This is a genomic window from uncultured Phenylobacterium sp. (genome assembly GCF_902826855.1).
Classification (GTDB): Bacteria; Pseudomonadota; Alphaproteobacteria; order Caulobacterales; family Caulobacteraceae; genus Phenylobacterium.
Genome location: NZ_CADEGK010000046.1, coordinates 1 through 25,076 on the forward strand (window position 1 = coordinate 1; position 25,076 = coordinate 25,076).

The window sequence follows — 25,076 nt, forward strand, 5'->3', positions numbered from 1 at the left end:
GCGTCGCGCGTCTGGTGGACGGCGAGCGCGAGCGGATCGGGCGGCTCAAGGCATTCGGCTACCGGAACGGCGAGGCGGCGACCCCCTACCTGCAGATGGCGGCGGCGATCGGCCTCACTGGCGCGTTGGGGGGGGGGCTCGTCGGCGCGACGCTGGGCGCCGCGATCGTCGACCAGTACCGAGAGTACTTCCGCTTCCCGGTGCTGGCGGTGCGCTTCCATTGGCTGGCGTTCGCCGCCGCCTCCGCCGTCGCGGTGGCGGCGACCATGGCCGGCTCGCTGGCGGCGGTGCGGCGGGCCGCGGCGCTCTCCCCGGCCGTGGCTATGCAACCCCTGCGGCCGGCGACCTACCGCGCCGGTCCGCTCGACCGCCTGATACGAGGCCCGGCCGTCGACCAGGCGACGCGGGTGATCGTCCGCAATCTGGAGCGCTTCCCGGTCCGGAGCCTGCTGGCCACGCTGGGCCTGGCGGCCAGCCTGGCACTGCTGGTCGGAACCCAGTTCCTGTTCGACAGCCTCGATAAGGTCGTCGAGCAAGCCTACTATCGCACCCAGCGCTGGAGCGAGGCGATCAGCTTCGCAGAGCCGCGGAACATCGCGGCGCTGGGCGAGGCAGCGCGATTGCCGGGCGTGTTCGCCGCCGAGCCCGTCCGGATCGTGGCCGCGCGCCTGAAGGCGAATGGGCGCGAAGAGTTGACCCGCGTCGTCGGTCTCGGGCCGGATGGGCGCTTCGACCGGCCGTTGGATCCAGGAGGCCGCCGGGTCCCCTTCCGCGGGCGCGGCTTGATCCTCAGCGAGGCGCTCGCCGATCGACTGGGGCTGGATGCCGGAGATGATGTCCGCGTCGAGGTGATCGATGGGCGGGGCGCGGCAGCGGTTCTCCCGGTGACGGGCCTCGCCCGCGACTACAGTGGCTTCTCGGCCTACATGGACCGCCGGCGGCTGAACGAGCTGATGGGGGAGGGCGATCTCGCCAGCGGCGCGCACCTGCAGGTGGCCGCCGACCGCCGGCCGGAGTTCTATCGCGCGATCGAGCGCACGCCGCAGATCGTCGGCTCGTCCTCCCGCGACGAGACTGTGGCGAGCTGGCGGCAGGCCATGGCCGAGGCGTTCCGCGTGACGATCAGCTTCTACGTGGGCTTCGCCGGGGCCATCGCCTTCGGCGTGGCCTACAACACCAGCCGCATTGCGCTCTCGGAACGGGCCCGCGACCTGGCCACCCTGCGCGTGCTGGGCTTCGGCCGGGGCGAGTGCGCCTACATCCTCGCCGGTGAGCTGGCGGTGCTGGCCCTTGCGGCGATTCCGCTCGGCATACTGGGCGGCCAGGCGCTGGCCCATGGGCTGGTGGCGGCCTACTCACGCGACGAGGTGAGGTTGCCGGCGATCATCGGCGCCCGGAGCTACGGGATCTCGCTTATGGCCTACCTTGCGGCCGTGACGGTCGCCGGCGTGCTCGTGGCGCGCCGCATCTGGGGCTTCGACCTCGTGGCCGTGCTGAAGACGAGGGACTAGCGATGGCCAAGCTCAAATGGGCGAGATGGGGTTTGGGCGCAGCGGCCACGACCGTCGTGGCGGTCATGCTCGGGCTCCTGCTGGCGCCCCGGCCGGTCGACGTCGACGTCGAGACTGTCCGGATCGGCGCGATCGCGGACAGCGTCGCCGACCAGGGGGTGGCGCGGGTGCGGGAGGCCTATATCGTCGCCGCGCCCGTCTCCGGCCGGCTCCAGCGCGTCGACCTTCACGTGGGGGACCGGGTTGCGGCTGGCTCTACCTTGGTGGCGCGCATCCGACCGGCGAGCGCGGACCTGCTGGACCCCCGGTCGCGCGCCCAGGCGCAGGCGGCGATCGCCGCCGCTCAGGCCGCCGTCGCCGCCGCCGCCGCCGAGCAGGACCGGTTCGCTGCAGAGGCGAGGAAGGCCGACGCCGACCTGGCCCGCGTGCGCACCCTGGCAGCCAAGGGGTTCGCCGCGCGCCAGGCGCTGGATGCGGCCGAGGCCCAGGCCCGCGCCGCGCGCGCGGCGGTGCGTTCGGCGGCGGCACAGTTCGGCGTCCGCAGGTCGGAGCTGGCGGCCGCCGGGTCGGCCTTGCTCGGACCGGAGGCGCAGGACGGCCGCGCCGTGCCGGTGCCTTCGCCGGCGTCCGGCTACGTGACGCGCGTGCTGCAGGAAAGCGAGCGGACGGTCGCCATGGGCGCTCCGCTGGTGGAGATCGCCGACCAAAGCGGGCTGGAAGCTGCGATCGAGTTCCTGACCCAGGACGCGGTCCGCATCCGCGAGGGGATGCACGCCGAGTTGTACGACTGGGGCGGCCAGGGCTCCATTCCCGCAATCGTGCGGAGGGTGGAGCCGCAGGGCTTCACCAAGGTCTCTGCGCTGGGTGTTGAGGAGCAGCGGGTGCTGGTGCTGCTGCAGTTCGAAGGAAGCCCCGTCTCATGGTCGCGGATCGGGCCTGGCTACCGCGTCTGGGGGCGCGTGTTCCTGCGCCAGGAGGCCAAGGCAGTGAAGGCCCCGCTCGGCGCCCTCGTTCGCGCGGACGGCGGCTGGGCGGTGTTCCGGATCGGGGAGGGCCGCGCGCGGCTGACCCCGGTCGCCGTGGGGGCCATGACGGACCGAGAGGCCGAGATCCGTAGCGGGCTCAAGGGCGGCGATCGCGTGATTGTGTTCCCGTCGGACAAGGTCGTGGACGGGGTGAGGGTCCGGGCGCGGGCAAGCTGACCGCGGCGCTTTGCGCGGACTCAAGGTGAGACGCCGACCTCGCTCTGCTTGCTGCCTGGGGCCAGGTGACCATGCCGTTCGGAAATTCGCCTTGGCGGGCCTGCAGCTGCAGCCTTTGCTCGGGAAGGGGTCCTCAAACGACCTTGATTGACCGCTTTCGGCCAGTGCTGGGGGCCGCCGAACCCGGTCGTCGGCGCGCTGTCTTGAATTTCCGTTCGGCGCGCTCTGCGAAGAGGCGTGTTTTGCGGAAAGCCGGATCCTCGGTGACTTCCCGTCCTACCCACACCGGGAGGGAAAACACCTCATCGACGTCGGCCAGTTCGACTTCCGCCAAGACGATCCCTCTGAGCGGCGCCTCGTATTCGTCGATCTCCCAGGTCTTGCCCGCATGGGGAACGTAGTGGCGGGTCTTGGCCAAGGTGCTGCGGCCGCATTCACTCTTCAGCATGTGCTGCGCGTCCGCAGCCGGTATCTCGTATTCGAACTCAAAGCGAACGCGCCCCTTCTTGCGGGTCTTGATCGCCAGGGTCGCCCGGTCGGCGTACAGCCGCACACGCACCTTGCGACCTTTGGAGGTGGCCAGGAGGCCGTCCACGATGCGCTCGCTACGCACGACGTGGTCACGCCAAGCCGCGCTGCTTGTCAGAAACTTACGCTCGATTTCCAGGGCCATCTGTCCCTCCAAGGGGCGCGGGCTGGTCGGCCGCCGCCAGCAGCAACTGCTGGAAGTGAGAACCCGGGAGCATGGGCGGCGAAGTAGCCGCGCAACTGACGCCGCGCCTTGACGCATATCAAGCCTGAGAATCTGACTCCTGCAGTAGGGCATTGCCCGAGAGCACCTGGGCCCGTAGCGGCGACGCGGCCCTCTGCACGGGCGCAAGGGCGTAGATTTGGCGGCCTGGGCCCCGGGCTGCGGCGCTCGCGTCAGCGTCGCCGGACGCCAGCGCAGGTCGCTGACATTCCGCTCAGCTATTCCAATGTCTAGGCGACGTCCGCCAGAGGCTGTTCCGCCTGCCAGGCCGCGATCGTCGCGGCCAATTGAGCGACCGAGACCGGCTTGGCAAGGTGGCCGTCGGCCCCGGCGGCAGCCCCCGCCGAGACGTGTTCCGCCAGGCAGTTGGCCGAAACAATCCAGATCGGCAGGCGACCGCGTCCGGCGTCTCGCTCCCAGAACCGGATCCGGCGAATCGCCTCCAGGCCGTCCATCACCGGCATCTGCAGATCCATCAGGACGGCGTCGAAGCGGCCGGACTTCGCCATGCCCACGGCAAGCTCGCCATTTTCCGCGCCTTCGCTGTCGAACCCGAGGGCCTCGAGCATGAGCCCAAGCACCTGGCGGTTGATCGGATTGTCATCGACCACAAGGACCCGAGGCCCCCCGGCCGGCGCGCCGGGAAGCTCGGCCGCGGGCCCATCCGCAGCCGTCGGGCTGGCGCAAACGGGCAGGGTCAGGCGAAACCGGAACGTCGACCCGACGCCCTGCGCGCTGTCGCAGTCCAGTTCGCCGCCCATCAGCCGGACGTAATGGTCGCAAAGCGCCAAGCCGAGACCCGCACCGCCATGCGCGCGGCTCAGACCGTCATCGGCCTGCTGAAACCGCCGGAAAAGCTTGGACTTCAAGAGGGGATCGAAGCCGGAGCCGGTGTCGCGCACGGCAAACAGGAGATCGTCGCCCTCGCGCCGGAGGCTGATTGTCACCAAGCCCTGGTCGGTGAATTTGACGGCGTTGCTGACGAGATTCGTCAGAGCCTGGCGCAGGCGCTTCGGATCGCAACTCACCAGGGCGTCGGCGCCAGGCGCCACATCGAGCACCAGCGACAGGCCCTTCTCGCTCGCCCGGGGCTCAAGGAGATCCCGTACCGAGGCTGCGAGTTCCGCGATGTCAGTCGTCTGCTCGTCGAGAACCTCGGCCCCGGCCTCAACGCGCGCCAGATCGAGGAGATCGGAGAGCAGGCTGTCAAGGTGCTCGCCGGACTCCCTGATCGTCACCAGGAACTTGCGCTGCTGCGCGGTCAGCTCGGTGTAGGCGAGGACCTCGGCCATCCCGAGCAGACCGTTCAGCGGCGTGCGGATCTCATGGCTGATGTTGGCGAGAAAGGCGCTCTTGGCCTGACTGGCGGCCTCGGCGGCATCCCGTGCGGCTGCGAGGCGCTCAGCTTCCTGCTTCTCCGCCGTGACGTCACGAATGACCCCGATGCTGCCGCCATCGGCGGAACGGAATCCCTCCAGGGTCAACCGCCGGCCGCCGGGGAGCTGCAGCTCGGTGACCGTGCTTTCCCGGTGGGACGCTGCGAACCGTCGTTCCGCAACCGGCGGGCCGTTGATGAACCAGCCTTGCCGCAACGCCGCCTCGAACATCCCGCGGCGGGTCGCCCCGACATCGCACGGGGCCCCCACCTCGTCTGATAGGGCGGTCCAACTGCGGTTGCAGGTCACCAGGCGATCCGCGGCGTCGAATACGGCCAGACCTGTAGGCACCGCATGCAACGCCTCGACCAGAGCGGCCAGCGTCACGCGTCGGCCCATCCGCTCCACCCAGATCAGGGCCAGGGCGACCGCGAGAATGACCGCGGCCAGCGCCGTGGTCGCGCCGGCGAGCACCCCGCGCCCGATCGCTTCCGGCGGGATCACGATCCTGGGATCGAGCGTCACCTGCATCGCCACCATGGCGCCGAAGTGAAGACCGCAGGCGGACACGCTGAACAGAAGCGTGGCCGCCGCCCAGCCTCGCCCACCGGTGAACCGTCCTCGCGCCCAGAAGGCGAGGGTGGCGCCGGCGAGCCCGACGGCGAGCGCTCCAGCCGTCCACGATGGGCTGAGGACGAAGGTCGCCGGCACACGCAGAGCGGCGATGCCAAGATAATGCATGGCGACGATCCCGCCTCCGGCCAGGGAGCCGGCCATGCAGCGCACTCCTCGTTCGGGACGGATGGAGGCGGTGAAGGCCATGCTCATGCCAAGCACGGCAAGCAGGAGGGATAGCACCGTCAGGACCGGATCGTATCCGGCTCGCAGGGCCGGCTGGTAGGCCAGCATGGCGATGAAGTGCATCGCCCAGACGCCCGAACCCGCGACCAGCGCCGTCAACCCCAGCCAGAGCGTGCGGATGTCGCCCCAGGCGCGCCGCGACAGGGTCTGGAAGCCGAACGCGGCGGCGGCTGCCACGATGCAGATCGCCGTCCCCGCCGCCATGAGTCGCCAATCGTGATCCTCAAGGCAACCCAGCACGGCAAACATGGACGCCCTCCTCAAGGCGCGGCCACAGGTAGCCGACCGGAGGTTTTTCACCTTGATGGAAATCAACCGATCGCTTTGACTCAGGATAACAACTTCTTAAAGTTGCATGCCCGGTTGACATGCCGGGGCCTGGATCGCCCGTGTCTGGAAGGGCGGTTGTCGCGCGCGAAACTCTTTGGGACATTTTGTCGCAGATCAATGTCTGCCTAAACTCGCGGGGCTCAATGAGCGTCCAGGCGGAGCGCTCAGGCATGAGTGAAGAGATTGACTTGCATCTGGGCCAGCGATTGCGTCGGCGTCGTCGACTGCTTGGCATGACGCAGCAAGAGTTAGGGGCTTTGTGCGGCGTCCGGTTTCAGCAGATCCAGAAGTACGAGACTGCGGCGAACAGGATGTCGGCTGGCATGATCGGGCGTCTCGCGCGGGCGCTGGACGTTCAGGTCGGCTACTTCTTCGAGGGGCTCGAACTCCCGCTGGTCGCACAAAGTCCGCGGCCAGATCGCCGGGCGCGCAAATCAGGCATTTCTGAAGAGGGCGGCGCGGCACAGGTGCAAACGGGCCTTTGACCCTGCAGTTGGCGCCGCGTTCCGCTCGGTGTTGACCCTGCTCAAGGCGGACGGCGTGCCCCAGGTTCATCCTTCGGCGTCAGATCAGGTCTGGAGCCGGACATGTCCCATGCGGATTACATCGCGCCCTTCGACGCTCTCACACTGGGCGATGTTCCGCGCGTAGGCGGCAAAACGGCGTCGTTGGGAGAACTCTGCCGCCTGCTTCGCGACCAGGCGGTGCGTGTCCCCGACGGCTTCGCGATCACCGCGGCCGCCTATCGGGACGCGCTGACGGAGGCGGACGCCTGGCCGACACTGCGGCAACTGCTCGCCTTTGACATCGAGGACGTGGCCGAGCTTGGCCGGCGCGCGGCGCAGGCCCGTGAGATCGTCTACCAGGCCACGGGCGGCCAGGCCCTGCGAGCCCAGATCGTCGCCGCCTACCGCCTGTTGCAGCAGACTGCCGGCGCCGGTCTCAATGTCGCCGTGCGCAGCTCGGCGACCGCCGAGGACCTGCCGACGGCCAGCTTCGCCGGCCAGCACGAGAGCTTCCTGCACATCCGGGACGAGGACGAACTGGTGGAGGCCTGCCGCCGCTGCTTCGCCTCGATCTTCACCGACCGCGCCATCGTCTATCGCGCCAACAACGGGTTCGATCACTTCAAGGTCGCGCTCTCGGTAGCGGTCATGCGCATGGTTCGCTCAGACCATGCGGCGAGCGGGGTGATCTTCACCCTGGACACCGAGAGCGGATTCCGTGACGTGGTGTTCGTCACCGGCGCCTATGGCCTGGGCGAGAATGTGGTCCAGGGGCGCGTCGACCCAGACGAATTCTACGTCCACAAGCCCACCTTCCGGCAGGGTTTCCGTGCGGTCCTGCGGCGCAGTCTCGGAGCCAAGCAGACCCGGATCGTCTGTGACCCGAAGGGTGGCGGCGGCGGCCTGCTCACGCTTCCGGTCTCGCGGGTGCGGCGCGAGCGCTACTGCCTGACCGACGCGGAGGTTCTGTCGCTCACCGACGTCGCGATGCGCATCGAGGACCACTACTCCAAGCGCGCCGGACGACCGACGCCCATGGACATCGAATGGGCCAAGGACGAGACGGACGGGCGGCTCTACATCGTCCAGGCGCGGCCTGAGACGGTGGCCTCCCAGCGCGGCGCGGATATCGAGACGTTCCGGCTCACGGGTTCAGGGGTCGTTCTGACGTCCGGAAAGGCGGTCGGAGAGCGGATCGCCAGCGGCGTCGTGCGGGTGATCCGTGGTCCGGCCGATCTCGCCGCTTTTCAGCCCGGCGAAGTGCTGGTCGCCGCCGCCACCAGCCCCGACTGGGAGCCGGTGATGCAGCGCGCCAGTGCAGTGGTCACCGACCGTGGGGGACGCACATGCCACGCGGCGATCGTGGCCCGCGAGCGGGGCGTCCCGGCGGTGGTGGGAGCGGGCGACGCGACCACGCGCCTGCATGACGGAGCCCGCGTGACGGTCTCCTGCGCCGAGGGCGAGGCCGGTCGGGTCTACCAGGGCGACGTGCCGTTCGAGGTGCAGCGCCTGAGGGCCGCGGACCTGAAGCAGCCGAAGACGCACATCATGCTGAATATGGCGCAGCCCGACCTGGCGTTCCGGTTCGCCCAGCTGCCGAGCGCCGGGGTCGGACTCGCGCGGCTGGAATTCATCATCGGCGAGCAGATCCGGCTGCATCCGATGGCCGCCATCCATCCGGAGCGTGTGGCGGTGGCGCGTGAGCGCGCCGCCATCGACCGGCGGACCAAAGGTTACGCCTCGCCACGGCAATACTTCGTGGAGAAGCTGGCGGAGGGCGCGGGCGTCATCGCCGCGGCCTTCTATCCGCGCCCGGTGATCGTGCGGCTCTCCGACTTCAAGACCAACGAGTACGCCAGGCTGCTGGGTGGACGCCCCTTCGAGCCGGTCGAGGAGAATCCGATGCTCGGCTTCCGGGGGGCCGCCCGCTACGCCCATCCGCTCTACGCCGAGGGGTTCGCGCTCGAGTGCGAGGCGCTCGCACGCGTCCGCAAGACGTTCGGTCTGACCAATCTCAAGGTGATGGTGCCGTTCTGCCGGCGCACCGGGGAGGCGGAGCGCGTGCTGGCTGCCATGGCCGCCAACGGCCTGAAGCGCGGCGACGACGGGCTGGAGGTCTACGTGATGTGCGAGATTCCCAACAACGTCATCCAGATCGACGCCTTCGCCAAGCTGTTCGACGGCTTCTCGATCGGCTCCAACGACCTCACACAGCTGGTGCTGGGCGTGGACCGGGATTCCGAGACCGTGGCCTTCGATTTCGACGAGCGTGATCCGGGCGTCCTGGAGATGCTGCGGCAGGCGGTGACCGGCGCACATCGGAACGGTCGTCACGTGGGCATCTGCGGCGAGGCGCCTGCGACCTATCCCGAGGTCGCGGCCTTCCTTACGGACCTTGGCATCGACTCGATGAGCGTCAATCCCCAGAGCCTGCCGCGGACCTTGGCCGTGGTTCGTGAAGCCGAGGCGCTCCAGTCGCCCCCCGCGCCGCGCAACCTTCCCGTGACCGAAGCCGTCGGAGCCTAACCTTTATGCCTGACCCTCCGGTCAGGTCTCGCGCCCGCTGTCTTTCGGTTCGGAGGCGTGGCCGAGTTCGCCGCGTTGGCCAGCGTGGCGGGCGAGGCGGACGCTCCGGCCGAGGTGCTGATGGCGCTCCGCCATCTGGCCACGTGCGCTCTTGTGTCCGTATCGATCCGGGCTCACCCTCGGTCGATTTGCCCACACGCTCGAGCTGTGCCCCAGCTGTAGGACGGCGCTCGGAGGCGCCGACCGATGCGCAAGCCGGTGCCAGCCGCGCCTGCCCTGTCGTCGAAGCCCGGTGCGCCGGACGCGTCTCCATCGGTCCTCACGGACGAGATGGACGGCGCGCTATGCGCGCTGTCCCTATACCTTTCCACCGCCGACCAAGTGTCACGCGCCCCCGACATCGATCGCGACCGGTTGCGTCACGCTTTGCAGGGCGCAAGAGAACAACTTGGAGTCCTGGTGGGGAAGGTTGACGCGGCCTGCCGGGCAAACTGCTGAGGCATCGCGGCATGGTCGGAGTTGATCCCGATCAGGCCGGCGGGTCGCCGACGGCGTCCGTATCGGGCTGGACCGCGCCGGGCGGCAGCGCGATGCGGTTCTCCACCGAGCGGACCCCTGGCAGGGCCCAGGCCAACCGCTCGGCGGCGTCTCGGTCGAACCAGTTGGCCGCGGCGCCGGAAAGGGTGACCGCTCCGTCTTCCGCTTCGATCTGCAGTCCGACGGCGGGCACGTGGTCGCGCTCCAGCAGCGCCAGGAGCTGGGTCTGGGTATCGCCCATCGGCGGCGGGACCTGGAGATGGTTGTGGACATCGAGGACTTCGGGCCGTCGCAGGAGCTCCTGTTCAATCACGATCCGTCGTACGTCGTCCTGGACGGCGCCGCTGAGGGTCACCACGCCGTCGGAGACCTTGGCGCAGATCGGCGCTCCACCGCCCAGGCGTTGCACCTCGATGTCGACGATGTCCTGCAGGGTCCGGCTGTCCATATCGAGCTCCTTGGTGCGGAGCATGGCCCCTTCGCCCTCGGCCGCCTTGCGCTGGGTCAACATGCTGCGCGACTTACCGCCGGCGCCTGCACGATGCGCTGTCGAAAGGTCAGTTGAGCAGGATCAACGCCGTCGGCCGCGTCAGGGACGATCTTGCTGAGGTCGTCGGGACCCTCGTCCTGGCCGGACCACCCGGAGGCCCCATGGGCGCATCCCATCACTTGATCACCGCCAGTCGCGTGGATGGTCAACCCGTGTTTTCCACCGCCGGCGAGAAGCTGGGCAAGATCGCCGACCTGATGATCGACAAGGCCACGGGCGCGACCGTCTATGCGCTCATGGCGCATGATGGATTCCTCGGCATCGGCGAACAGTACTATCCGATACCGTGGAGCAAGCTCGACTACGACCCTGCCAAGCAGGGCTTTCGTGTTTCGCTGACCCGCAAACAGATCGAGGGCGGGCATCACGTCGCCGACAAAGAGGTCGAAGACGAGATCGAGTGGCGCGAGGATGTCCACGCCTACTACGGCGTCGAGCCGTATTGGTCCGTGTGAGCCCGCCCCGGACCACGCCGAGGCTCCCCGCGCCCGGCCGCTCGCCGCGGAGATCCCGGCTGCGGGTCCTCGTGCGCCTGCGCCGCTGGTGGCGCGGGATGTGCGAGATTCTGGCCTTCCTGCGCGCCGGGGCCGTGGCGATTCTCGAAGTCATCGCCGGAAGGTGGCCGGAGCCCGCAAAATCCACGGACAAGCGGCCGCGGCCATGAATGTCACCGTCGCCGCGACGACGGAGTGGGCTCAATGGGGTTGGCGATCGGTCCGGGCGCGGGGGCGTTGATCCCCGTCAATGCGCGAGCGCCGCGGACGCGGTGTCCTGCCGGGCGAATATCCCCCACACGCCGAAAGAGGTGCGCAGGTGCCCGCCCGCCGCAGGAAGACTCCGTTCCTGACCGGGCGTGCCCGGAAAACCCATCGACCCCGGGTCGCCTGGGACGGCGCGGCCCCGGTCCGGGGCGAACTGTTCAGCGCCGAGCGGCTGGAAGCGCACGCCCGCAGCCTGGCCGAGGCCCAGGGCCTCGGGCGGAAAGGCCGGGGCCGCCCCCTCGTCCGCCGCCTTGCGCAGAACCAGGCGCTGCTGCTGGAAGCCTATCGCGACACGATTCAGGCGCTCGACGAAGGCGCCAGCATCACGCCCGCCGCCGAATGGCTGATCGACAATTTCCACCTGGTCGAGAAGCAGGTCCGGGAAGTCCGGCTCGACCTTCCCGCCAGCTACTATCGTCAGCTCCGAAAAGTCGCCCAGGGCCATCTGGCCGGCTATCCGCGCGTGTTCGGCATTGCCTGGGCGTTCGTGGCGCACACCGACAGCCGCTTCGACCCGGACCTGCTGCGCCACTTCCTGCGCGCCTATCAGGACGTCCAGCCCTTGACGATCGGCGAGCTCTGGGCCGTCGCGATCACGCTGCGCATCGTGCTGATCGAGAACCTGCGCCGGATCGCCGAGCGGATCGTGATCAGCCGCTGGGCGCGCGCCCAGGCCGATGACTGCTGCGACCGCGTGCTGGGAGCGGGCGATCGGCCCGTAGAGCGCTGTGAGGACGTGCTGCGTCCGTACGAGCGTGGTCGGTTAGCGGACGCCTTCGTCGTCCAGATGCACCAACGCCTGCGCCACGACGATGCGGCCGGGGCGCCGGCGCTGACCTGGCTGGACGCCCAACTGGCGCGGCAGGGCGCCGCCGCCGATCAGGTCATCCGCGACGAACAGCAACGGCAGGTGGCCGCCAGCGGCACCGTGCGCAACATCGTGACCAGCCTGCGCCTGATCTCCGACGTCGATTGGGCCGAACAGGTCGAGGGGGTCAGCCTTGTCGATGATGTCCTGAAGGCGGGCAGCGCCTTCGCCGACATGGATTTCCCGACCCGCAACCTCTACCGCAAGGCGATCGAGGAGCTGGCGCGCGGCTCCAGACGCAGCGAACTCGACGTGGCGCGGCGGGTCGTCCAGGCGATCCGGTCTGTCGACGACATTTCCGGCGAGGGCCGCCGCTGCGATCCCGGCTACTATCTTGTCGCGGCTGGACGGGGCGAGTTCGAAGCCTCAATCGGCTTTCGTGCCCCTGTCCGACACTGGCCGGGTCGGGCCGTGCGCGGGCTCGGGATCGGCGCCTACGTCGCGGCCATCCTTGCGGCGACTGCGATCCTGCTGGCGCTGCCTCTGGGCGCGCTGTGGGCGATGGGGACGGGCGCGCCCTGGCTTGGCGTCCTGGCGGCTCTTGGGGTGTTTCCGGCCCTGGACGCCGCCGTCGCCCTGGTCAACCGAGGCGTCACTCGGGGGTTCCGGGCTGTTCCGCTCCCCGCTCTGGAGCTGAAGGGCGGTGTCCCGCAGAGGCTGCGGACGCTGGTGGCGGTCCCGGTGTTGCTCACCGACGCGGCGGACCTCGAGGCGCAGATCGAGCGGCTGGAGATCCACTACCTCTCCAGTCCGGAAGGTCACCTGCACTTCGCACTGCTCTCCGACTGGCGCGACGCCGATCGTGAGGTGACCGACTCCGATGCCGCGCTGTTCCGCAGCGCTGTCGAGGGCGTTACGCGCCTGAACCGCAAGTACGGGGCCGCATCGGGCGGAGACCGCTTCCTGCTGCTCCACAGGCGGCGCCTATGGAGCGAGGGCGAAGCCTGCTGGATGGGCTGGGAGCGAAAGCGCGGCAAGCTGCACGAACTCAACCGGCTGCTGCGCGACGCACGCGACACGAGCTTCCTTCCGATCGAAGGCCAGGTTGTTCCACGCAGCGTCCGCTACGTCGTCACCCTCGACGCCGACACCAAGCTGCCCCGCGAGACCATCCGCCGCCTGATCGGCAAGATGGCCCATCCCCTGAACCGTCCACATCTGGACGAAACGACCGGCCTGGTCACCGAAGGCTACGCCATCCTGCAGCCGAGGATCACGCCGGCCCTGCCGTCCGGCGGCGAGGGCTCCCTATTCCGCCGGGTGTTCTCCAGCATCGGGGGCATCGACCCCTACGCGGCCGCGATCTCGGATGTGTACCAGGATCTGTTCGGGGAAGGCTCCTTCGCCGGCAAGGGCATCTACGACGTCGACGCGTTCGAGGCCGCGCTGCGCGGCCGGATCCCCGATTCAACACTGCTCAGCCACGATCTGTTCGAAGGGATCTTCGCGCGAGCCGGCCTCGCGTCGGATGTGGAGGTGGTGGAGGATTTCCCCGACCGCTATGACGTCGCCACCGCGCGCCATCACCGCTGGGCGCGGGGCGACTGGCAGCTCCTGCCGTGGATCCTCGGGCTCGCGCCCGTACCAGGTCAGGCTGTGTCGACTGTTCCGGCGATCGGGCGCTGGAAGATGGTCGACAACCTGCGCCGAACCCTGTCGCCGGGCCTGAGCCTGGCCAGTCTGTGGGCCGGGTGGCTCCTGCCGCTGCCGGCGGCGGCGCTCTGGACCCTCTTCGTTCTGACCACGTTCGCGCTGCCCCCGCTCATCCCGGTCGCGGCTTCGCTGACCCGGCGTCGACCCGGTGTGCCGCTCCGGGCCCGGCTCCACAGCCTGGAGGCCGACCTGCGCCTGGCCCTCGTCCAGGGTGCGCTGGTCACCACTCTGCTGGCGCATCAGGCGTGGTTGATGGGTGACGCTATCGCGCGCACCCTGTGGCGGCTGTTCGTTTCGCGCCGCCGCCTCCTGCAATGGGTTCCCGCCGCGCAGGCCGCCGCGGGCCTTCGCTTGGACTTGCCGAGCTTCTATCGCCGCATGGCGCCCGCGGTGGCGCTCGGGGTGCTCACGCTGGGCCTCCTCGGGCTCGCCCGCTCCAGCGCCTGGATCATGGCCGCGCCGTTCATCGCCGCGTGGATCGCATCACCGGGCATCGCGCTGCTGGCAAGCCGGCCGCCGCCACCGGCGGGCCGATTCCCACCCTCCGAGGCCGACCTGCGGCGGCTGCGGCTGACGGCGCGGCGGACCTGGCGGTTCTTCGAAGCCTTCGTGACGGCGGCGGACAACATGTTGCCCCCCGACAACTTCCAGGAGGACCCCGCGGCGGTGGCCCACCGGACGTCACCGACCAACATCGGCCTCTATCTGCTCTCCACGGCGGCGGCGCGCGATTGCGGGTGGCTGGGGACCGCCGAGGCAGTCGAGCGGCTGGAAGCGACGTTCGCGACCATGGGTCGGATGGCCCGCTTCCGCGGTCACTTCTACAACTGGTACGCCACCCAGGATCTGCGGCCGCTTGATCCGCCGTACGTCTCCTCGGTGGACAGCGGAAACCTCGCCGGCCACCTGATCGCGGTCGCCAACGCGGCGCGACAGTGGACGGCGCGCCCTGACCACGCGCAGACCCTCGCCGGGGTGGCCGACGCGCTCGCCATCCTGGTCGATGAAGCCGAGGCGCTGCGTAAGTCGTCGCCGGGTGGCGAGGCGACATGGCGGCATTTCGACAGCGAGTCCGAACGGGTACGCCGGACTCTTGAAGCGGCGAGGGCGGCCGGACCGCCGACCGCCGAGCGATGGGCGGCCCTCGCAGCCCAGGCGGCGCGGCTGGCGGATGCGGTCCAGGCCGTGGCGATCGACCGGGGCGATCCGGCCGGCGACGATCTTCTGTTCTGGGCGCAGGCCATCGGCCGCGCGATCTCGAGCCACCAGCGCGACCTCCAGGGCGTGCCGGTGGAACGCCTGACGGCAATCGCCGAACAGGCGCGACGCATGGCCCTCGAGATGGACTTCGGCTTCCTGCTCGACCCCGAGCGCATGCTGCTGTCGATCGGCTACCGCGCCACCGAGGGCGAACTCGATCAGAATTGCTACGACCTGCTGGGTTCGGAGGCGCGGCTCGCCAGTTTCCTCGCCATCGCCAAGGGCGATGCGCCGGCGCGGCACTGGTTCCGGCTGGGCCATGCGGTGACGCCGGTGGCGCACGGCGCGGCGCTGATCTCCTGGTCCGGCTCGATGTTCGAATACCTGATGCCGTCGCTGGTCATGCGGGCGCCGCCGGGCAGCCTGCTCGACCAGACCGATCGGCTGGCGGTGCGTCGGCAGGTCGAGTACGCGGCGAGCCTCAAGGTCCCGTGGGGCATGTCCGAGTCGGCCTACAACGCGCGCGACCTGGAGTTCACCTACCAGTATCTGAGCTTCGGGGTGCCCAGCCTGGGCCTCAAGCGCGGCCTCGACGATCACGTCGTGGTGGCGCCCTACGCAACCGCCCTGGCGGCCATGGTGGACCCGAAGGCTGCGGCGCGGAACCTGGAGCACCTCGAAGCGCTGGGCGCCCGCGGACGCTACGGGTTCTATGAGGCGTTGGATTATACGCCCACCCGCGTTCCCGACGGCCAGCGCTACGCCCTCGTGCGCGCGTTCATGGCCCACCATCAGGGCATGACGATCGTGGCGATCGCCAACGCGCTCTCCGACGGCGCGATGCAGGACTACTTCCACGCCGAGCCCATGGTCCGCGCGACCGAGCTGTTGCTTGAGGAGCGCATGCCGCGCGAGGTGGTGCTCAGTCAGCCTTGGATCGCGCGGAAGCGGTTCGCCACCCACGTCGACGCGATGGAGACGCCCGGCGCGCGACGCTTTCACAGCCCGCACACGCCCACGCCTGCCGTCCATGTGCTCTCGAATGGCCGCTACAGCGTCATGCTGACGGCGGCGGGGTCCGGCTACAGCCGCTGGGGGGACGTAGCGGTGACCCGCTGGCGCGAGGACAGCACCTGCGATGTGCTAGGCCCGCACATCTTCCTTCGCGACGTCCGCTCGGGGGTTGTGTGGTCGGCGGGCTATCAGCCGACCGGTGTTGAGCCTGACGCCTATCAGGTCACCTTCAATGAGGATCGCTGCGAGATCGTCCGGCGGGACGGCGCGTTGACGACCGCCTTGGACGTGCTTGTCTCCGCCGAGGACGATGCGGAGGTCCGGCGGATCTCCATCACGAACCACGGCTTCGCGGCGCGGGAGCTCGACGTCACCGCCTATGCCGAACTGGCCCTGGCCGCCCAGGCGGCCGACGTCGCCCACCCGGCGTTCTCGAAGCTGTTCGTGGTGACCGAGCACCTCCCGGGCCTCGGCGCGCTGGTGGCGACGCGGCGTCGGCGGTCCCCTGGCGATCCGGAAGTCTGGATCGGCCAGGTCGCGGTGGTCGAAGCGGACGCCATCGGCCGACCGGAGTTTGGCACGGATCGGGCGCAGATCCTCGGGCGCGGTCGCGACCTCCGTGCGCCGCAACGGATAGTCGATGGCGCCGCCCTCGGCGGCGTGACGGGGACGGTCCTCGATCCGGCCTTCGCACTCCGCAGGCGCGTGCGGATCGCGCCCGGCGGCACGGCCCGGATCGCTTTTTGGACCCTGGCCGCCCCGTCGCGCAGGGCGCTCCTCGATCTGATCGACAAGCACCACGACCCGGCCGCCTTCGATCGCGCTGCGAACCTGGCGTGGACACAGGCGCTGGTCCAACTGCACCATCTCGGTATCGATCGCGGCGAGGCGGCGCTGTTCCAGCAGTTGGCTGGCCACATCGTGTACGCCGGGGCCGCGTTGCGGCCCTCTTCCGATATCGTGCTGAAGGGGGCCGGCGGCCAGCCGGACCTCTGGCGGGTAGGGATTTCCGGAGACGTGCCGATCGTCCTCGTGCGGATCGCCGACATCCATGAACTCAAGCTGGCGCGCCAGTTGGTCAAGGCCAGCGAATACTGGCGCGCGAAGGGTCTCGTGTTCGATCTCGTGCTGCTGAACGAGCGCGGCGCGTCCTACGTGCAGGACCTGCAGGTGGCTCTTGAGGCCCTGGTCCGGGCCGGACAGGCGCATGGCGAGCAGGGGCCGGCCGGACGCACCATGGTGCTCAGGGCCGACCTCGTCGCGCCTGAGACCCGCGACCTGATCATCTCGGTCGCCCGCGTCGTGCTCATCGGCCAGGGCGGCAGCTTGAGCGAACAGTTGGACCGGGTCTCGGAGACTGCGGTTCCCTGGCCCGCGGCGCCGCGGCGGCGATCGCCCGCCCTCCCGCCACCGTCCCGCCCGATGCCGCAGCTGGAGTTCTTCAACGGCCTCGGCGGTTTCGCCGACGAGGGGCGCGAGTACGTCACCGTCCTGTCGCCCGGCCAGGCCACGCCCGCGCCATGGATCAACGTGATCGCCAATCCCGGCTTCGGGTTCCAGGTTTCCGCAGATGGAGCTGGCTGCACCTGGGCCCAGAACAGCCGCGAGCACCAGCTCACGCCCTGGTCCAACGATCCGGTCGCCGACCCCGCGGGTGAGGCGCTATTCCTGAGGGACGAGGAAACCGGGGAAATCTGGAGCCCCACGGCCTCGCCGATCCGGCACGACGCGGGGACCTATGTGGCCCGCCACGGCCGCGGGTACAGCCGGTTTGAGCACAGCGCCCATGGCGTCGACCTGGAGCTGCTGCAGTTCGTGCCGCTGGTCGACCCCGTGAAGGTGTCGCGCCTGCGCATCCGCAACACTTCGGGCCGCGCCCGGCGCCTATCTGTCACCGGCTACGTTGAATGGGTCCTGGGTCCGTCGCGCGCCGCGGTCGCCCCGTTCACGACCACCCGCGCCGATCCGGTCACCGGCGCCATCCTGGCCAGCAACCCGTGGAACCCGGCGTTCGGAGCGCCGGTCGCCTTCGCCGACCTGGGGGGACGGCAGAGCAGCTGGACGGGCGACCGGCGCGAGTTCATCGGTCGCAACGGATCGCTCGCGTCGCCGGCGGCGCTGGTCGCGGGCGGCCCGCTCTCGGGCGCGCTCGGGGCCGCCCTCGATCCCTGCGCGGCCCTGCAGGCCACGATCGATCTCCCGCCGGACGGGATTTGCGAGGTCGTCTTCCTCCTGGGCGAAGGGGTCGGCGAAGCGGAGGCGCAGGCCCTCATCGGCCGCTATCGGAGCGCAGATCTGAAGACGGTCCTTAAGGAGGTGCGGGGCCATTGGGATCGGATCCTCGGGGCCGTGCAGGTGAAGACCCCGGACCGGTCCATGGACATCCTGCTGAACGGCTGGCTGCTGTACCAGACGCTCGCCTGTCGCATCTGGGCGCGGTCCGGCTTCTACCAGGCCAGCGGAGCCTATGGCTTCCGCGACCAGCTCCAGGACTCCATGGCCCTGGTGGCGACCGAGCCTGGAATCATGCGCGGGCATCTGCTCAGGATCGCCGCCCGGCAATTCATTGAGGGCGACGTCCAGCACTGGTGGCTGCCGCACTCGGGCCAGGGCGTGCGCACCCGGATTTCCGACGACCGCGTGTGGCTGGCCTATGGCGCAGCGCACTACGTGCAGACGACGGGGGACGCCGGCGTCCTGGACGAAATGGTATCGTTCATCGAGGGTCCGCCGTTGGAGCCGAATGAGGCGGAGGCCTTCTTCCAGCCCGCGATATCCAGCGAGAACGCAAGCCTTTACGAACACTGCGCCCGCGCGCTCGACCACAGCCTGGACCTTGGCGGACACGGCTTGCCCCTGATCGGCGGCGGGGACTGGAACGACGGCATGAACCGTGTCGGCGAACGAGGGCTGGGCGAAAGCGTCTGGCTGGGTTGGCTGCTCCATTCGACGCTGTCGGCCTTTCTGCCCCTGGCCGCGGCGCGTGGCGACAGCGCGCGGGTGGGCGCATGGCGGGCCCATGCCGAGGCGCTTGCTGCGGCGCTTGAGCGCCATGCCTGGGACGGCGAATGGTACCGCCGGGGGTGGTTCGATGACGGCGCGCCGCTCGGTTCGGTGAGCAACGACGAGTGCCGGATCGACTCCATCGCCCAGTCATGGGCGGTGCTGTCCGGGGTGGCGGCGCCGGACCGGGCCGCCATGGCTATGGCGGCCGTAGAGCGGGACCTGATCCTGGAGGACGAGAAGCTCGCACTGTTGTTCACGCCGCCCTTCGACAAGACCGCGCTCGACCCTGGCTATATCAAGGCCTACCCGCCGGGCCTGCGCGAGAATGGCGGCCAATACACGCATGCCGCGACCTGGACGGTGATGGCGCTCGCCGCCTTGGGCCAGGGCGCCAAAGCGGTCGAACTCTTCGCCTTGCTCAACCCGATCAACCATGCCCGCGACCGGGCCGCCGTACATCGCTACAAGGTCGAGCCCTATGTGATGGCCGGCGACGTCTATGCGGCTCCGGGCCACGTCGGCCGCGGCGGCTGGACCTGGTACACGGGCTCGGCCGCCTGGATGCAGCGGGCCGGGATCGAGAGCGTCCTGGGCCTGCGCCGCCACGGCGAACTCCTGACCGTCGACCCGTGCGTCCCTGAGGCCTGGCCGGGCTTCAGCGTCCGCCTCCGCCACGGGGCCAGCGTCTATGAGGTCGAGGTCCAGAACCCCGACGCGGTGTCGCGCGGCGTCAAGTCCGCCGAGCTCGACGGTGAGCCGTTGTCCACGACGCCCCTCCAGGTCCAGTTGCAGGACGACGGCCGGGCCCACCGACTGACAGTTCGCCTCGGCGCGCCCATGTCCCAGGCGCCGGCCGCGCCGCGGGCCACAAGCACCGCGTGATCTTGACCCTGATCAATGCCGACCTCCTGCCGGCGCGGCAAGGTGACAGGACGCGCGCGGCTTTCCACACCCGAGGGGTCTGGGTCGCGATGCGTCTGCACGGATCGGGACGATGGACCAGACGATCAGCTTCCGGGTGGTGAAGGAGCCCTACGGCTGGGCAGTGCGGATGGGGGAGGGCATGATGACGCCCTTCCGCTCGAAGCTGCTGGCCGTGCGGCATGCCAATGGCTTCGCAGACGCCCTTCGCCGCTGCGGTGAGCCGGTTGAGGTGGTGGTCGAGGAGCGTCCCCCGGAGATCCGGACTTTCTCCCGTCGGCGACCCCGCTTCCTACCCTTCAGCTGACACTCCGGCTCCCGCGCGCTCGTCAGCGAACGGCGGACGCCTCTTTGACCCGCTCGATGACGACCTGGGGCAGGAAGCGACGCACGTTCGCCGCGTGGCACAGATCGGTGGCCGGGGCGAGAAGCGCGGCGGCGCCGCCGGCCGCGCCGTAGCGGAAGGCTTCCTCCAGGCTCAGCTTCGACGACAGGGCCCAGACCATGGAACCCAGGAAGCTGTCGCCCGCGCCGACCGTGCTCAAGGGGCGGATCGGGAGAGGCTGCGCGCGCCAGGCCGCGTCGGCCGTCACCAGCAGTGCGCCCTGCGCGCCCAGGGTCAGGGCGACGATCTCCGTGCGACCTCCCGCGACGAGGGTCCGGCATGCGGCGATCAGAGAACGATCCTCGTCCAGGGCTCCGCCAACGAGTTCGCGGAGTTCGGCCAGGTTCGGCTTGATCAGGCGGATCCGCTCGCGGAGTGCGGCCTTGAGCGCCGGGCCCGCGGTGTCCAGCGCGAACGGTACGCCGTGGCATTCGACGATCTCCGCGACGCGGGCGTAGAAGTCCTCAGGCGCGCCCGGCGGCAGGCTGCCGCTGGCGCAGACGAAGTCCGGCTTGAGATCGAGGTCCGCCAGGACCTTGAGGCACCGCATCCATTCGGCGTCGCGCAGATGCGGCCCCCGGAGCACGAAGCGGTATTCCTCGCGGGTGGTCTCGTCGAGCACGGTGAGGTCTTCCCGCGTCTCATCCTGCACGGGAACGACGACGCTCTCGACGCCTTCGGACCGGACGAGCGCCTCCAGACGCTGACCCACGAACCCGCCGGCGGGATAGATGGCGACCGCCCGCGCCCCCAGCCGGTGCGCGACGCGCGCGACGTTGATGCCGCCACCGCCGGGATCGCGGCTCTCGGCGGTGCAACGCAGCTTCCGGCTCGGCTCCACCCGCGCCACCGAGGTGGAGATGTCGACGGCCGGATTGACGGTCCGGGTCAGGACGATGGGCATCGAGCGCCTCCAAGCCTGCAGGATGCACGGACAGCGGGCGGCTTCCTTGAGCCTCGTCAAGACGCTGACCTCGGTCGGTTGACCCGCATCAAGGCGCCGGACGCGCCCTCAGCGGAATGTGCATCCGGCGCCGCGGCGCGGACTTCACCCAGGGCCAACTCCCATGAAACACCCCTTCACCGTCCCCGCGCGTCTCGCCCCTGACCTGGCGCGCGTCCACGCCTACTGGCGCGGTCTCCTGCGCGGGGCGGCGACGATGCCCTTCTGGGACGACGCGAAGTTGTCGGACCTGCCGGACCTCACGGCCCGACTGTTCCTGATCGACGCCTTCCAGGACCCCGAGCGCTTCCGGTTCGCGCAAGTGGGCGCAGCAATCGGAGGACAGGAGTTGGAAGGCCGCTTCCTGGACGAAACCGACCTCGCCAATCCCTTCGCCTTCCTGCGCGCCCAATGCAGCGTCACTATCGAGTGCGCGGGGCCCACGTGTTTCCGTGCCGAAGAGGCTGGGGCGCGGGAGCCCTATTCGCGGCTTCTGCTGCCCATGTGGGGCGACGGTCGGATCTCGATGCTCCTGGGCGCCGTCGGCCGCGAGTAAGGTCCTCCCGGCCAACCCGGCTGATCCAGCGGCCGCGGCCTATTCGTGCCGCAGGGCGACGATCGGGTCGAGACGCGCGGCGCGGCGCGCCGGAACGTAGCCGAACACCACCCCGATGGCGGCGGCGACGCCGAACGCCACCGCGTTGATGGCGGGATCGAAGGCGAAGGGTACGGCCATCATCCGGGTCAGGACGATCGACGACACCGCGGCCAGGGCGACGCCTACCAGCCCGCCGAAGGCCGACAGCGTCACCGCCTCCACCAGGAACTGGAGGAGAACGTCTCCCTCAAGCGCGCCGACGGCCAGGCGGATTCCGATCTCGCGCGTCCGCTCGGTGACCGACACGAGCATGATGTTCATGATGCCGATGCCCCCCACGACGAGGCTTACCGCCGCCACTGCGCCCAGCAGCAGGGTGAGGATCCGGGTCGTCCCCGTCAGCGCGTCGGCGATCTGACGGGTGTCCATGACGTTGAAGTTGTCGTCTTCGTTTCGCGCGATCCGCCGGCGCTCGCGCAGCACCTGGGTCAGCTCGGCCTTGGCGCGCTCCAGGCTCTCCTGGTCCCGCACGGAGAGGACGATCTGGCCGATGTCGTTCGAGCCGGCCAGCCGGCGCTGCACGGTCTTCAGCGGCATGATCACCAGATCGTCCTGGTCCATGCCCATGGACGCCTGACCCGTCGAGGTGAGGAGCCCGACCACGTCGCAGGAGAAGCCCTTCACGCGCACACGGGCGCCGAGCGGGTCGGCGGCCCCGAACAGTTCGCGCCGGACAGTTTCGCCGACGACGCAGACCGGGCGGCCGGAGCGCTGCTCGGCCTCGCTGAACAGGCGGCCCGAGGCGACACGGAGCTGCCGGGCGCGGAAGTAGTCGTTGTCGACGCCGACGATGCTCGTCGACCAGTTGTGCGCCCGGTAGACGACGGTCGCCCCGGCGGTTTCGACTCCCGAGATCGCCGTCACGCTGGCAACCCTCGCTCGGATGGCCTGGATATCCGCTGCCCGGAACTGCGGCGCGCGCTCGCCACCCGGGCCCATGCGCTGGCCGGGCCGGACGACCACGAGATTGCTCCCAAGGCTGGAGATCTGGTCGGCCACGGCGCGGCTCGCGCCGCGGCCGAGCGTCACCATGGTGATGACCGCCGCCACCCCGATCACAACGCCTAGCACCGTGAGGAATGACCGGGCGGGGTTGCGGCGGATCGCCTGGAAGGCGAGGACAATGGCCGAGGCGAGCATCAGGCCGCCTGACGCGCGTCGTCGGCCGCAATCCGGCCGTCGCGGAAGCGGACGGTCCGATGGGCATAGGCCGCCATGTCCGGCTCGTGCGTGACCATGAGGATGGTCAGACCGCTCCGGGCGTTGAGCGCGGTGAGCAGGTCCATGATCCCGCGCCCCATCTCGCTGTCGAGGTTCCCCGTGGGTTCGTCGGCCAACAGCACCGTGGGGTTGCTCACCAGCGCCCGGGCGATCGCCACGCGCTGTTGCTGGCCGCCCGACAGCTCTGCGGGGCTGTGCCGCGCCCATGCCGAAAGGCCGACCAGATCCAGCGCCTCCAGAGCCGCTTTGCGGCGCGCAGGCCCGCGCAGGCCGCGGTAGATGAGGGGCAGGGCGGTGTTTTCCAGGGCGCTGGTGCGGGGCAGGAGATTGTAGCCTTGGAAGACAAAGCCGAAATGCCGGCGTCGCAGGCGCGCGCGCTGGCCGCGGTCCAGCGCCTCGACGTGCACGCCCTCGTAGAGATAGGCGCCGGCGCTCGGCGTATCCAGGCAGCCCAGGATGTTCATGGCCGTCGACTTGCCCGAGCCGCTGGGGCCCATGATCGCCACGAACTCGCCGCGGCTGACGGACAGATCGACCCCCCGAAGCGCCTGGAACGCGCTGGGACCCTCGCCGAAGACCTTGGTGACGGCCCTGAGCTCGATCAGTGGCGGAAGGCTCACGACGGCGCCTCCACCGCGCCGACGATCACCGGCAGGCCGGCCCTGATCCCCGATCCGGTCACCTCGGTCTCACGCGTATCGGACGCGCCCACGTGGACGGACAACGCCTTGGGGCGGTCGCCCTCCAGCACCCAGACCTGTTGCCGGCTGGCGTCGCTCGAGCGGCGCACGGGTGGCGATCCCAGCCGCGGCATGCGGGGCACAAGCGCCCGGCTCAAGGCGCCCTGGCTATCGCCGCTTCGTGGCGGCGTGAACCTCAGTGCGGCCTCCGGAACCAGCAGCACGTCGCGGCGGGTGACCGACCGGATGTCAGCGCTCGCGGTCATGCCGGGACGAAGGCTCAGGTCGGCGTTGTCGAGGCTCAGAACCCCGGTGTAGGTGACGACCCCTTCCTTGGTCTGCGCGCCGAAGCCGACGCGCGTGACCCGCGCGCGGTACTGTCGGCCGGGATGGGCGTCGACCGTGAAGACCGCCTCCTGTCCCTCGTGCACCTGGGCGACGTCGGCCTCGTCGATGTCGGCGTGCAGCTCCATCCGCCGCATGTCTTCCGCCAGGGTGAACAGGACCGGCGCCTGGAGGGAGGCGGCCACCGTCTGGCCGGGCTCGGCCTTGCGGATGAGCACCACGCCGTCGACCGGCGAGCGGATCGCGGCCTTGCTCAGGCTGGTGCGGGCGGTCCTCAGGCTCGCCTGCGCCTGGGTGATGGCCGCGCGTGCGGCGGCCTCGGCGGCGCGGGCGCGGGTCAGGGCGGCGTCCGCCGCGTCCACGTCGGCCTTCGCCGGCCAGCCCCCGGAGGAGATCGTGAACAGGCGGTTCAGCCTGTCCGCCTTGAGGCGCATCTCGCCGCGGGTGGCCGCCGCCTGCGCCAAGCCCGCCTCCGCCGCGGCCACGCCCGCCTGGGTCTGGACGACCTGATCCTGCAATCGGTCCGTGTCGAGGGTGGCCATCACCTGGCCCTTCGCGACCCGATCGTTCTCCTGGACCCGTACGGAGGCGATGGTCCCGGAGAGCTCGCTGCCGACATCGACCTGATTCACCGGCGCCAGGGCTCCGGTGACGGTTACCAGCACGGTCAGGTCGGCCCTGCGAATGGCGGCGGTCTCGTACTTGGCCGCGACGGGCTGCAGGTGACGCAGGGCGATCGGGGCGAGCAGGGCCAGGGACAGGAGCAGCACAACGATGACGGCGCCCAGCATGGCCGGGCGAATCCAGCGCGGCCTAGCGGCTTCGCCGAGCAACGCGGTGACGGTCGCCGGATCATCCTGGCCGGCCGGAGTCCCGGACGCCTCGGCGGACACGACGTCGTCACGCGCTTGATCGGGGTCGACGCGGTCCATGGCGCAACATTGCGCACCGGCCGGTCGCCGCCTTGACGCGGGTCAACGCCCAGTCGGCGCCTGGAGGTCGCCAAAGCAGGCGTGCTGGGTCCTCGCAGCGGGCCCTTCGGCCAGTTGACTTCGCGCAAGGAAGGGACGGCGATTTCCGCGCATTGCAGATCCACGCTCACGCCGATGGAGGCTGCCGCCATGGCCATAGCCGCACGGACGCGTCGCCCCGTTCGACAGCTGGTTCATCTCCCAGCTCGCCGTCTATCGGCGCCGAGGAGCGGGCGCGCCGTGGTGCTCGCCCTGGCGCTTCTCGCCGGCGGCTGCGCCTCGCCGCCAGCCGGAACTGGC

General features: G+C 69.9%; 15 protein-coding genes. 8 read left to right on the forward strand and 7 right to left on the reverse strand.

The genetic code is table 11. The features are described 5' to 3' along the window. Together QZV94_RS08665 and QZV94_RS08670 are read left to right on the forward strand one after the other, a co-directional pair. Nucleotides 1-1,511: ABC transporter permease (locus QZV94_RS08665; RefSeq protein ID WP_293677415.1), on the forward strand; the 1,511-nt coding region annotated here is incomplete at its 5' end. Between the two features lie 2 nt (nt 1,512-1,513). Continuing rightward, on the forward strand, nt 1,514-2,713 hold the full coding sequence (locus QZV94_RS08670; RefSeq protein ID WP_293677416.1) for an efflux RND transporter periplasmic adaptor subunit: 1,200 nt from the start codon (nt 1,514-1,516) through the stop codon (nt 2,711-2,713). A gap of 133 nt (nt 2,714-2,846) precedes the next feature. Here the strand turns inward: QZV94_RS08670 and QZV94_RS08675 are convergent, their stop codons facing one another. After that, nucleotides 2,847-3,386, reverse strand: a complete 540-nt coding sequence (locus tag QZV94_RS08675) for a CYTH domain-containing protein (RefSeq protein ID WP_293677417.1) — start codon at nt 3,384-3,386, stop codon at nt 2,847-2,849. 308 nt (nt 3,387-3,694) lie between these two features. Continuing rightward, entirely contained in the window at nt 3,695-5,950 is a 2,256-nt protein-coding gene (locus tag QZV94_RS08680; RefSeq protein WP_293677418.1) for an MHYT domain-containing protein, read from the reverse strand. 251 nt (nt 5,951-6,201) lie between these two features. Between QZV94_RS08680 and QZV94_RS08685 the strand changes: the two genes are divergently transcribed. Together QZV94_RS08685 and ppsA are read left to right on the forward strand one after the other, a co-directional pair. Next, complete coding sequence (locus QZV94_RS08685; RefSeq protein ID WP_293677419.1) at nt 6,202-6,516, forward strand: helix-turn-helix transcriptional regulator; 315 nt, start codon at nt 6,202-6,204, stop codon at nt 6,514-6,516. A 102-nt stretch (nt 6,517-6,618) separates the two neighbouring features. Then, the gene (ppsA, locus tag QZV94_RS08690) at nt 6,619-9,063 is read left to right on the forward strand and encodes a phosphoenolpyruvate synthase (RefSeq protein ID WP_293677420.1); all 2,445 of its coding nucleotides are present in this window, start codon (nt 6,619-6,621) and stop codon (nt 9,061-9,063) included. A 529-nt stretch (nt 9,064-9,592) separates the two neighbouring features. Here the strand turns inward: ppsA and QZV94_RS08695 are convergent. Further along, the gene (locus QZV94_RS08695; protein ID WP_293677421.1) at nt 9,593-10,111 is read right to left on the reverse strand and encodes a BON domain-containing protein; all 519 of its coding nucleotides are present in this window, start codon (nt 10,109-10,111) and stop codon (nt 9,593-9,595) included. Between the two features lie 140 nt (nt 10,112-10,251). Between QZV94_RS08695 and QZV94_RS08700 the strand changes: the two genes are divergently transcribed. From QZV94_RS08700 to QZV94_RS08710, 3 genes are all read left to right on the forward strand, one after another. Further along, nucleotides 10,252-10,605 (forward strand): PRC-barrel domain-containing protein, encoded by a 354-nt coding sequence (locus QZV94_RS08700; protein WP_293677422.1) that lies wholly within the window; start codon nt 10,252-10,254, stop codon nt 10,603-10,605. A 358-nt stretch (nt 10,606-10,963) separates the two neighbouring features. After that, nucleotides 10,964-19,534: a glucoamylase family protein gene (locus QZV94_RS08705; RefSeq protein ID WP_293677423.1), complete on the forward strand. Its 8,571-nt coding sequence runs from the start codon at nt 10,964-10,966 to the stop codon at nt 19,532-19,534. A 112-nt stretch (nt 19,535-19,646) separates the two neighbouring features. Continuing rightward, nucleotides 19,647-19,880: a hypothetical protein gene (locus tag QZV94_RS08710; protein ID WP_293677424.1), complete on the forward strand. Its 234-nt coding sequence runs from the start codon at nt 19,647-19,649 to the stop codon at nt 19,878-19,880. A gap of 22 nt (nt 19,881-19,902) precedes the next feature. Here the strand turns inward: QZV94_RS08710 and QZV94_RS08715 are convergent, their stop codons facing one another. Then, on the reverse strand, nt 19,903-20,862 hold the full coding sequence (locus QZV94_RS08715) for a 1-phosphofructokinase family hexose kinase (protein WP_293677425.1): 960 nt from the start codon (nt 20,860-20,862) through the stop codon (nt 19,903-19,905). 163 nt (nt 20,863-21,025) lie between these two features. Here QZV94_RS08715 and QZV94_RS08720 point away from each other — a divergent pair, with 163 nt between their 5' ends. Next, a complete protein-coding gene (locus tag QZV94_RS08720) occupies nt 21,026-21,457 on the forward strand; it encodes a hypothetical protein (RefSeq protein WP_293677426.1) in 432 nt (143 codons plus the stop codon). A 39-nt stretch (nt 21,458-21,496) separates the two neighbouring features. Here QZV94_RS08720 and QZV94_RS08725 read toward each other — a convergent pair whose 3' ends face one another. The 3 genes from QZV94_RS08725 to QZV94_RS08735 are packed head-to-tail and all read right to left on the reverse strand — an operon-like array spanning nt 21,497 to nt 24,737. Further along, nucleotides 21,497-22,699 (reverse strand): ABC transporter permease, encoded by a 1,203-nt coding sequence (locus QZV94_RS08725; protein WP_293677427.1) that lies wholly within the window; start codon nt 22,697-22,699, stop codon nt 21,497-21,499. Then, on the reverse strand, nt 22,699-23,400 hold the full coding sequence (locus QZV94_RS08730) for an ABC transporter ATP-binding protein (RefSeq protein ID WP_293677428.1): 702 nt from the start codon (nt 23,398-23,400) through the stop codon (nt 22,699-22,701). Before QZV94_RS08730 ends, QZV94_RS08725 begins: the two co-directional genes overlap by 1 nt. Then, nucleotides 23,397-24,737 carry an efflux RND transporter periplasmic adaptor subunit gene (locus QZV94_RS08735; RefSeq protein ID WP_293677429.1) on the reverse strand — a complete coding sequence of 447 codons (1,341 nt, stop codon included), beginning with the start codon at nt 24,735-24,737 and terminating at the stop codon, nt 23,397-23,399. Before QZV94_RS08735 ends, QZV94_RS08730 begins: the two co-directional genes overlap by 4 nt. Nucleotides 24,738-25,076 lie beyond the last annotated feature (339 nt).

Excerpts from the sequence above, each read along its gene's own strand:
- QZV94_RS08670 (WP_293677416.1), top strand. The coding sequence starts at position 1,514 with ATGGCCAAGCTCAAATGGGCGAGATGGGGTTTGGGCGCAGCGGCCACG.
- QZV94_RS08675 (WP_293677417.1), bottom strand. The coding sequence starts at position 3,386 with ATGGCCCTGGAAATCGAGCGTAAGTTTCTGACAAGCAGCGCGGCTTGG.
- QZV94_RS08680 (WP_293677418.1), bottom strand. The coding sequence starts at position 5,950 with ATGTTTGCCGTGCTGGGTTGCCTTGAGGATCACGATTGGCGACTCATG.
- QZV94_RS08685 (WP_293677419.1), top strand. The coding sequence starts at position 6,202 with ATGAGTGAAGAGATTGACTTGCATCTGGGCCAGCGATTGCGTCGGCGT.
- ppsA (WP_293677420.1), top strand. The coding sequence starts at position 6,619 with ATGTCCCATGCGGATTACATCGCGCCCTTCGACGCTCTCACACTGGGC.
- QZV94_RS08695 (WP_293677421.1), bottom strand. The coding sequence starts at position 10,111 with ATGTTGACCCAGCGCAAGGCGGCCGAGGGCGAAGGGGCCATGCTCCGC.
- QZV94_RS08700 (WP_293677422.1), top strand. The coding sequence starts at position 10,252 with ATGGGCGCATCCCATCACTTGATCACCGCCAGTCGCGTGGATGGTCAA.
- QZV94_RS08710 (WP_293677424.1), top strand. The coding sequence starts at position 19,647 with ATGGACCAGACGATCAGCTTCCGGGTGGTGAAGGAGCCCTACGGCTGG.
- QZV94_RS08715 (WP_293677425.1), bottom strand. The coding sequence starts at position 20,862 with ATGCCCATCGTCCTGACCCGGACCGTCAATCCGGCCGTCGACATCTCC.
- QZV94_RS08720 (WP_293677426.1), top strand. The coding sequence starts at position 21,026 with ATGAAACACCCCTTCACCGTCCCCGCGCGTCTCGCCCCTGACCTGGCG.
- QZV94_RS08725 (WP_293677427.1), bottom strand. The coding sequence starts at position 22,699 with ATGCTCGCCTCGGCCATTGTCCTCGCCTTCCAGGCGATCCGCCGCAAC.
- QZV94_RS08735 (WP_293677429.1), bottom strand. The coding sequence starts at position 24,737 with ATGGACCGCGTCGACCCCGATCAAGCGCGTGACGACGTCGTGTCCGCC.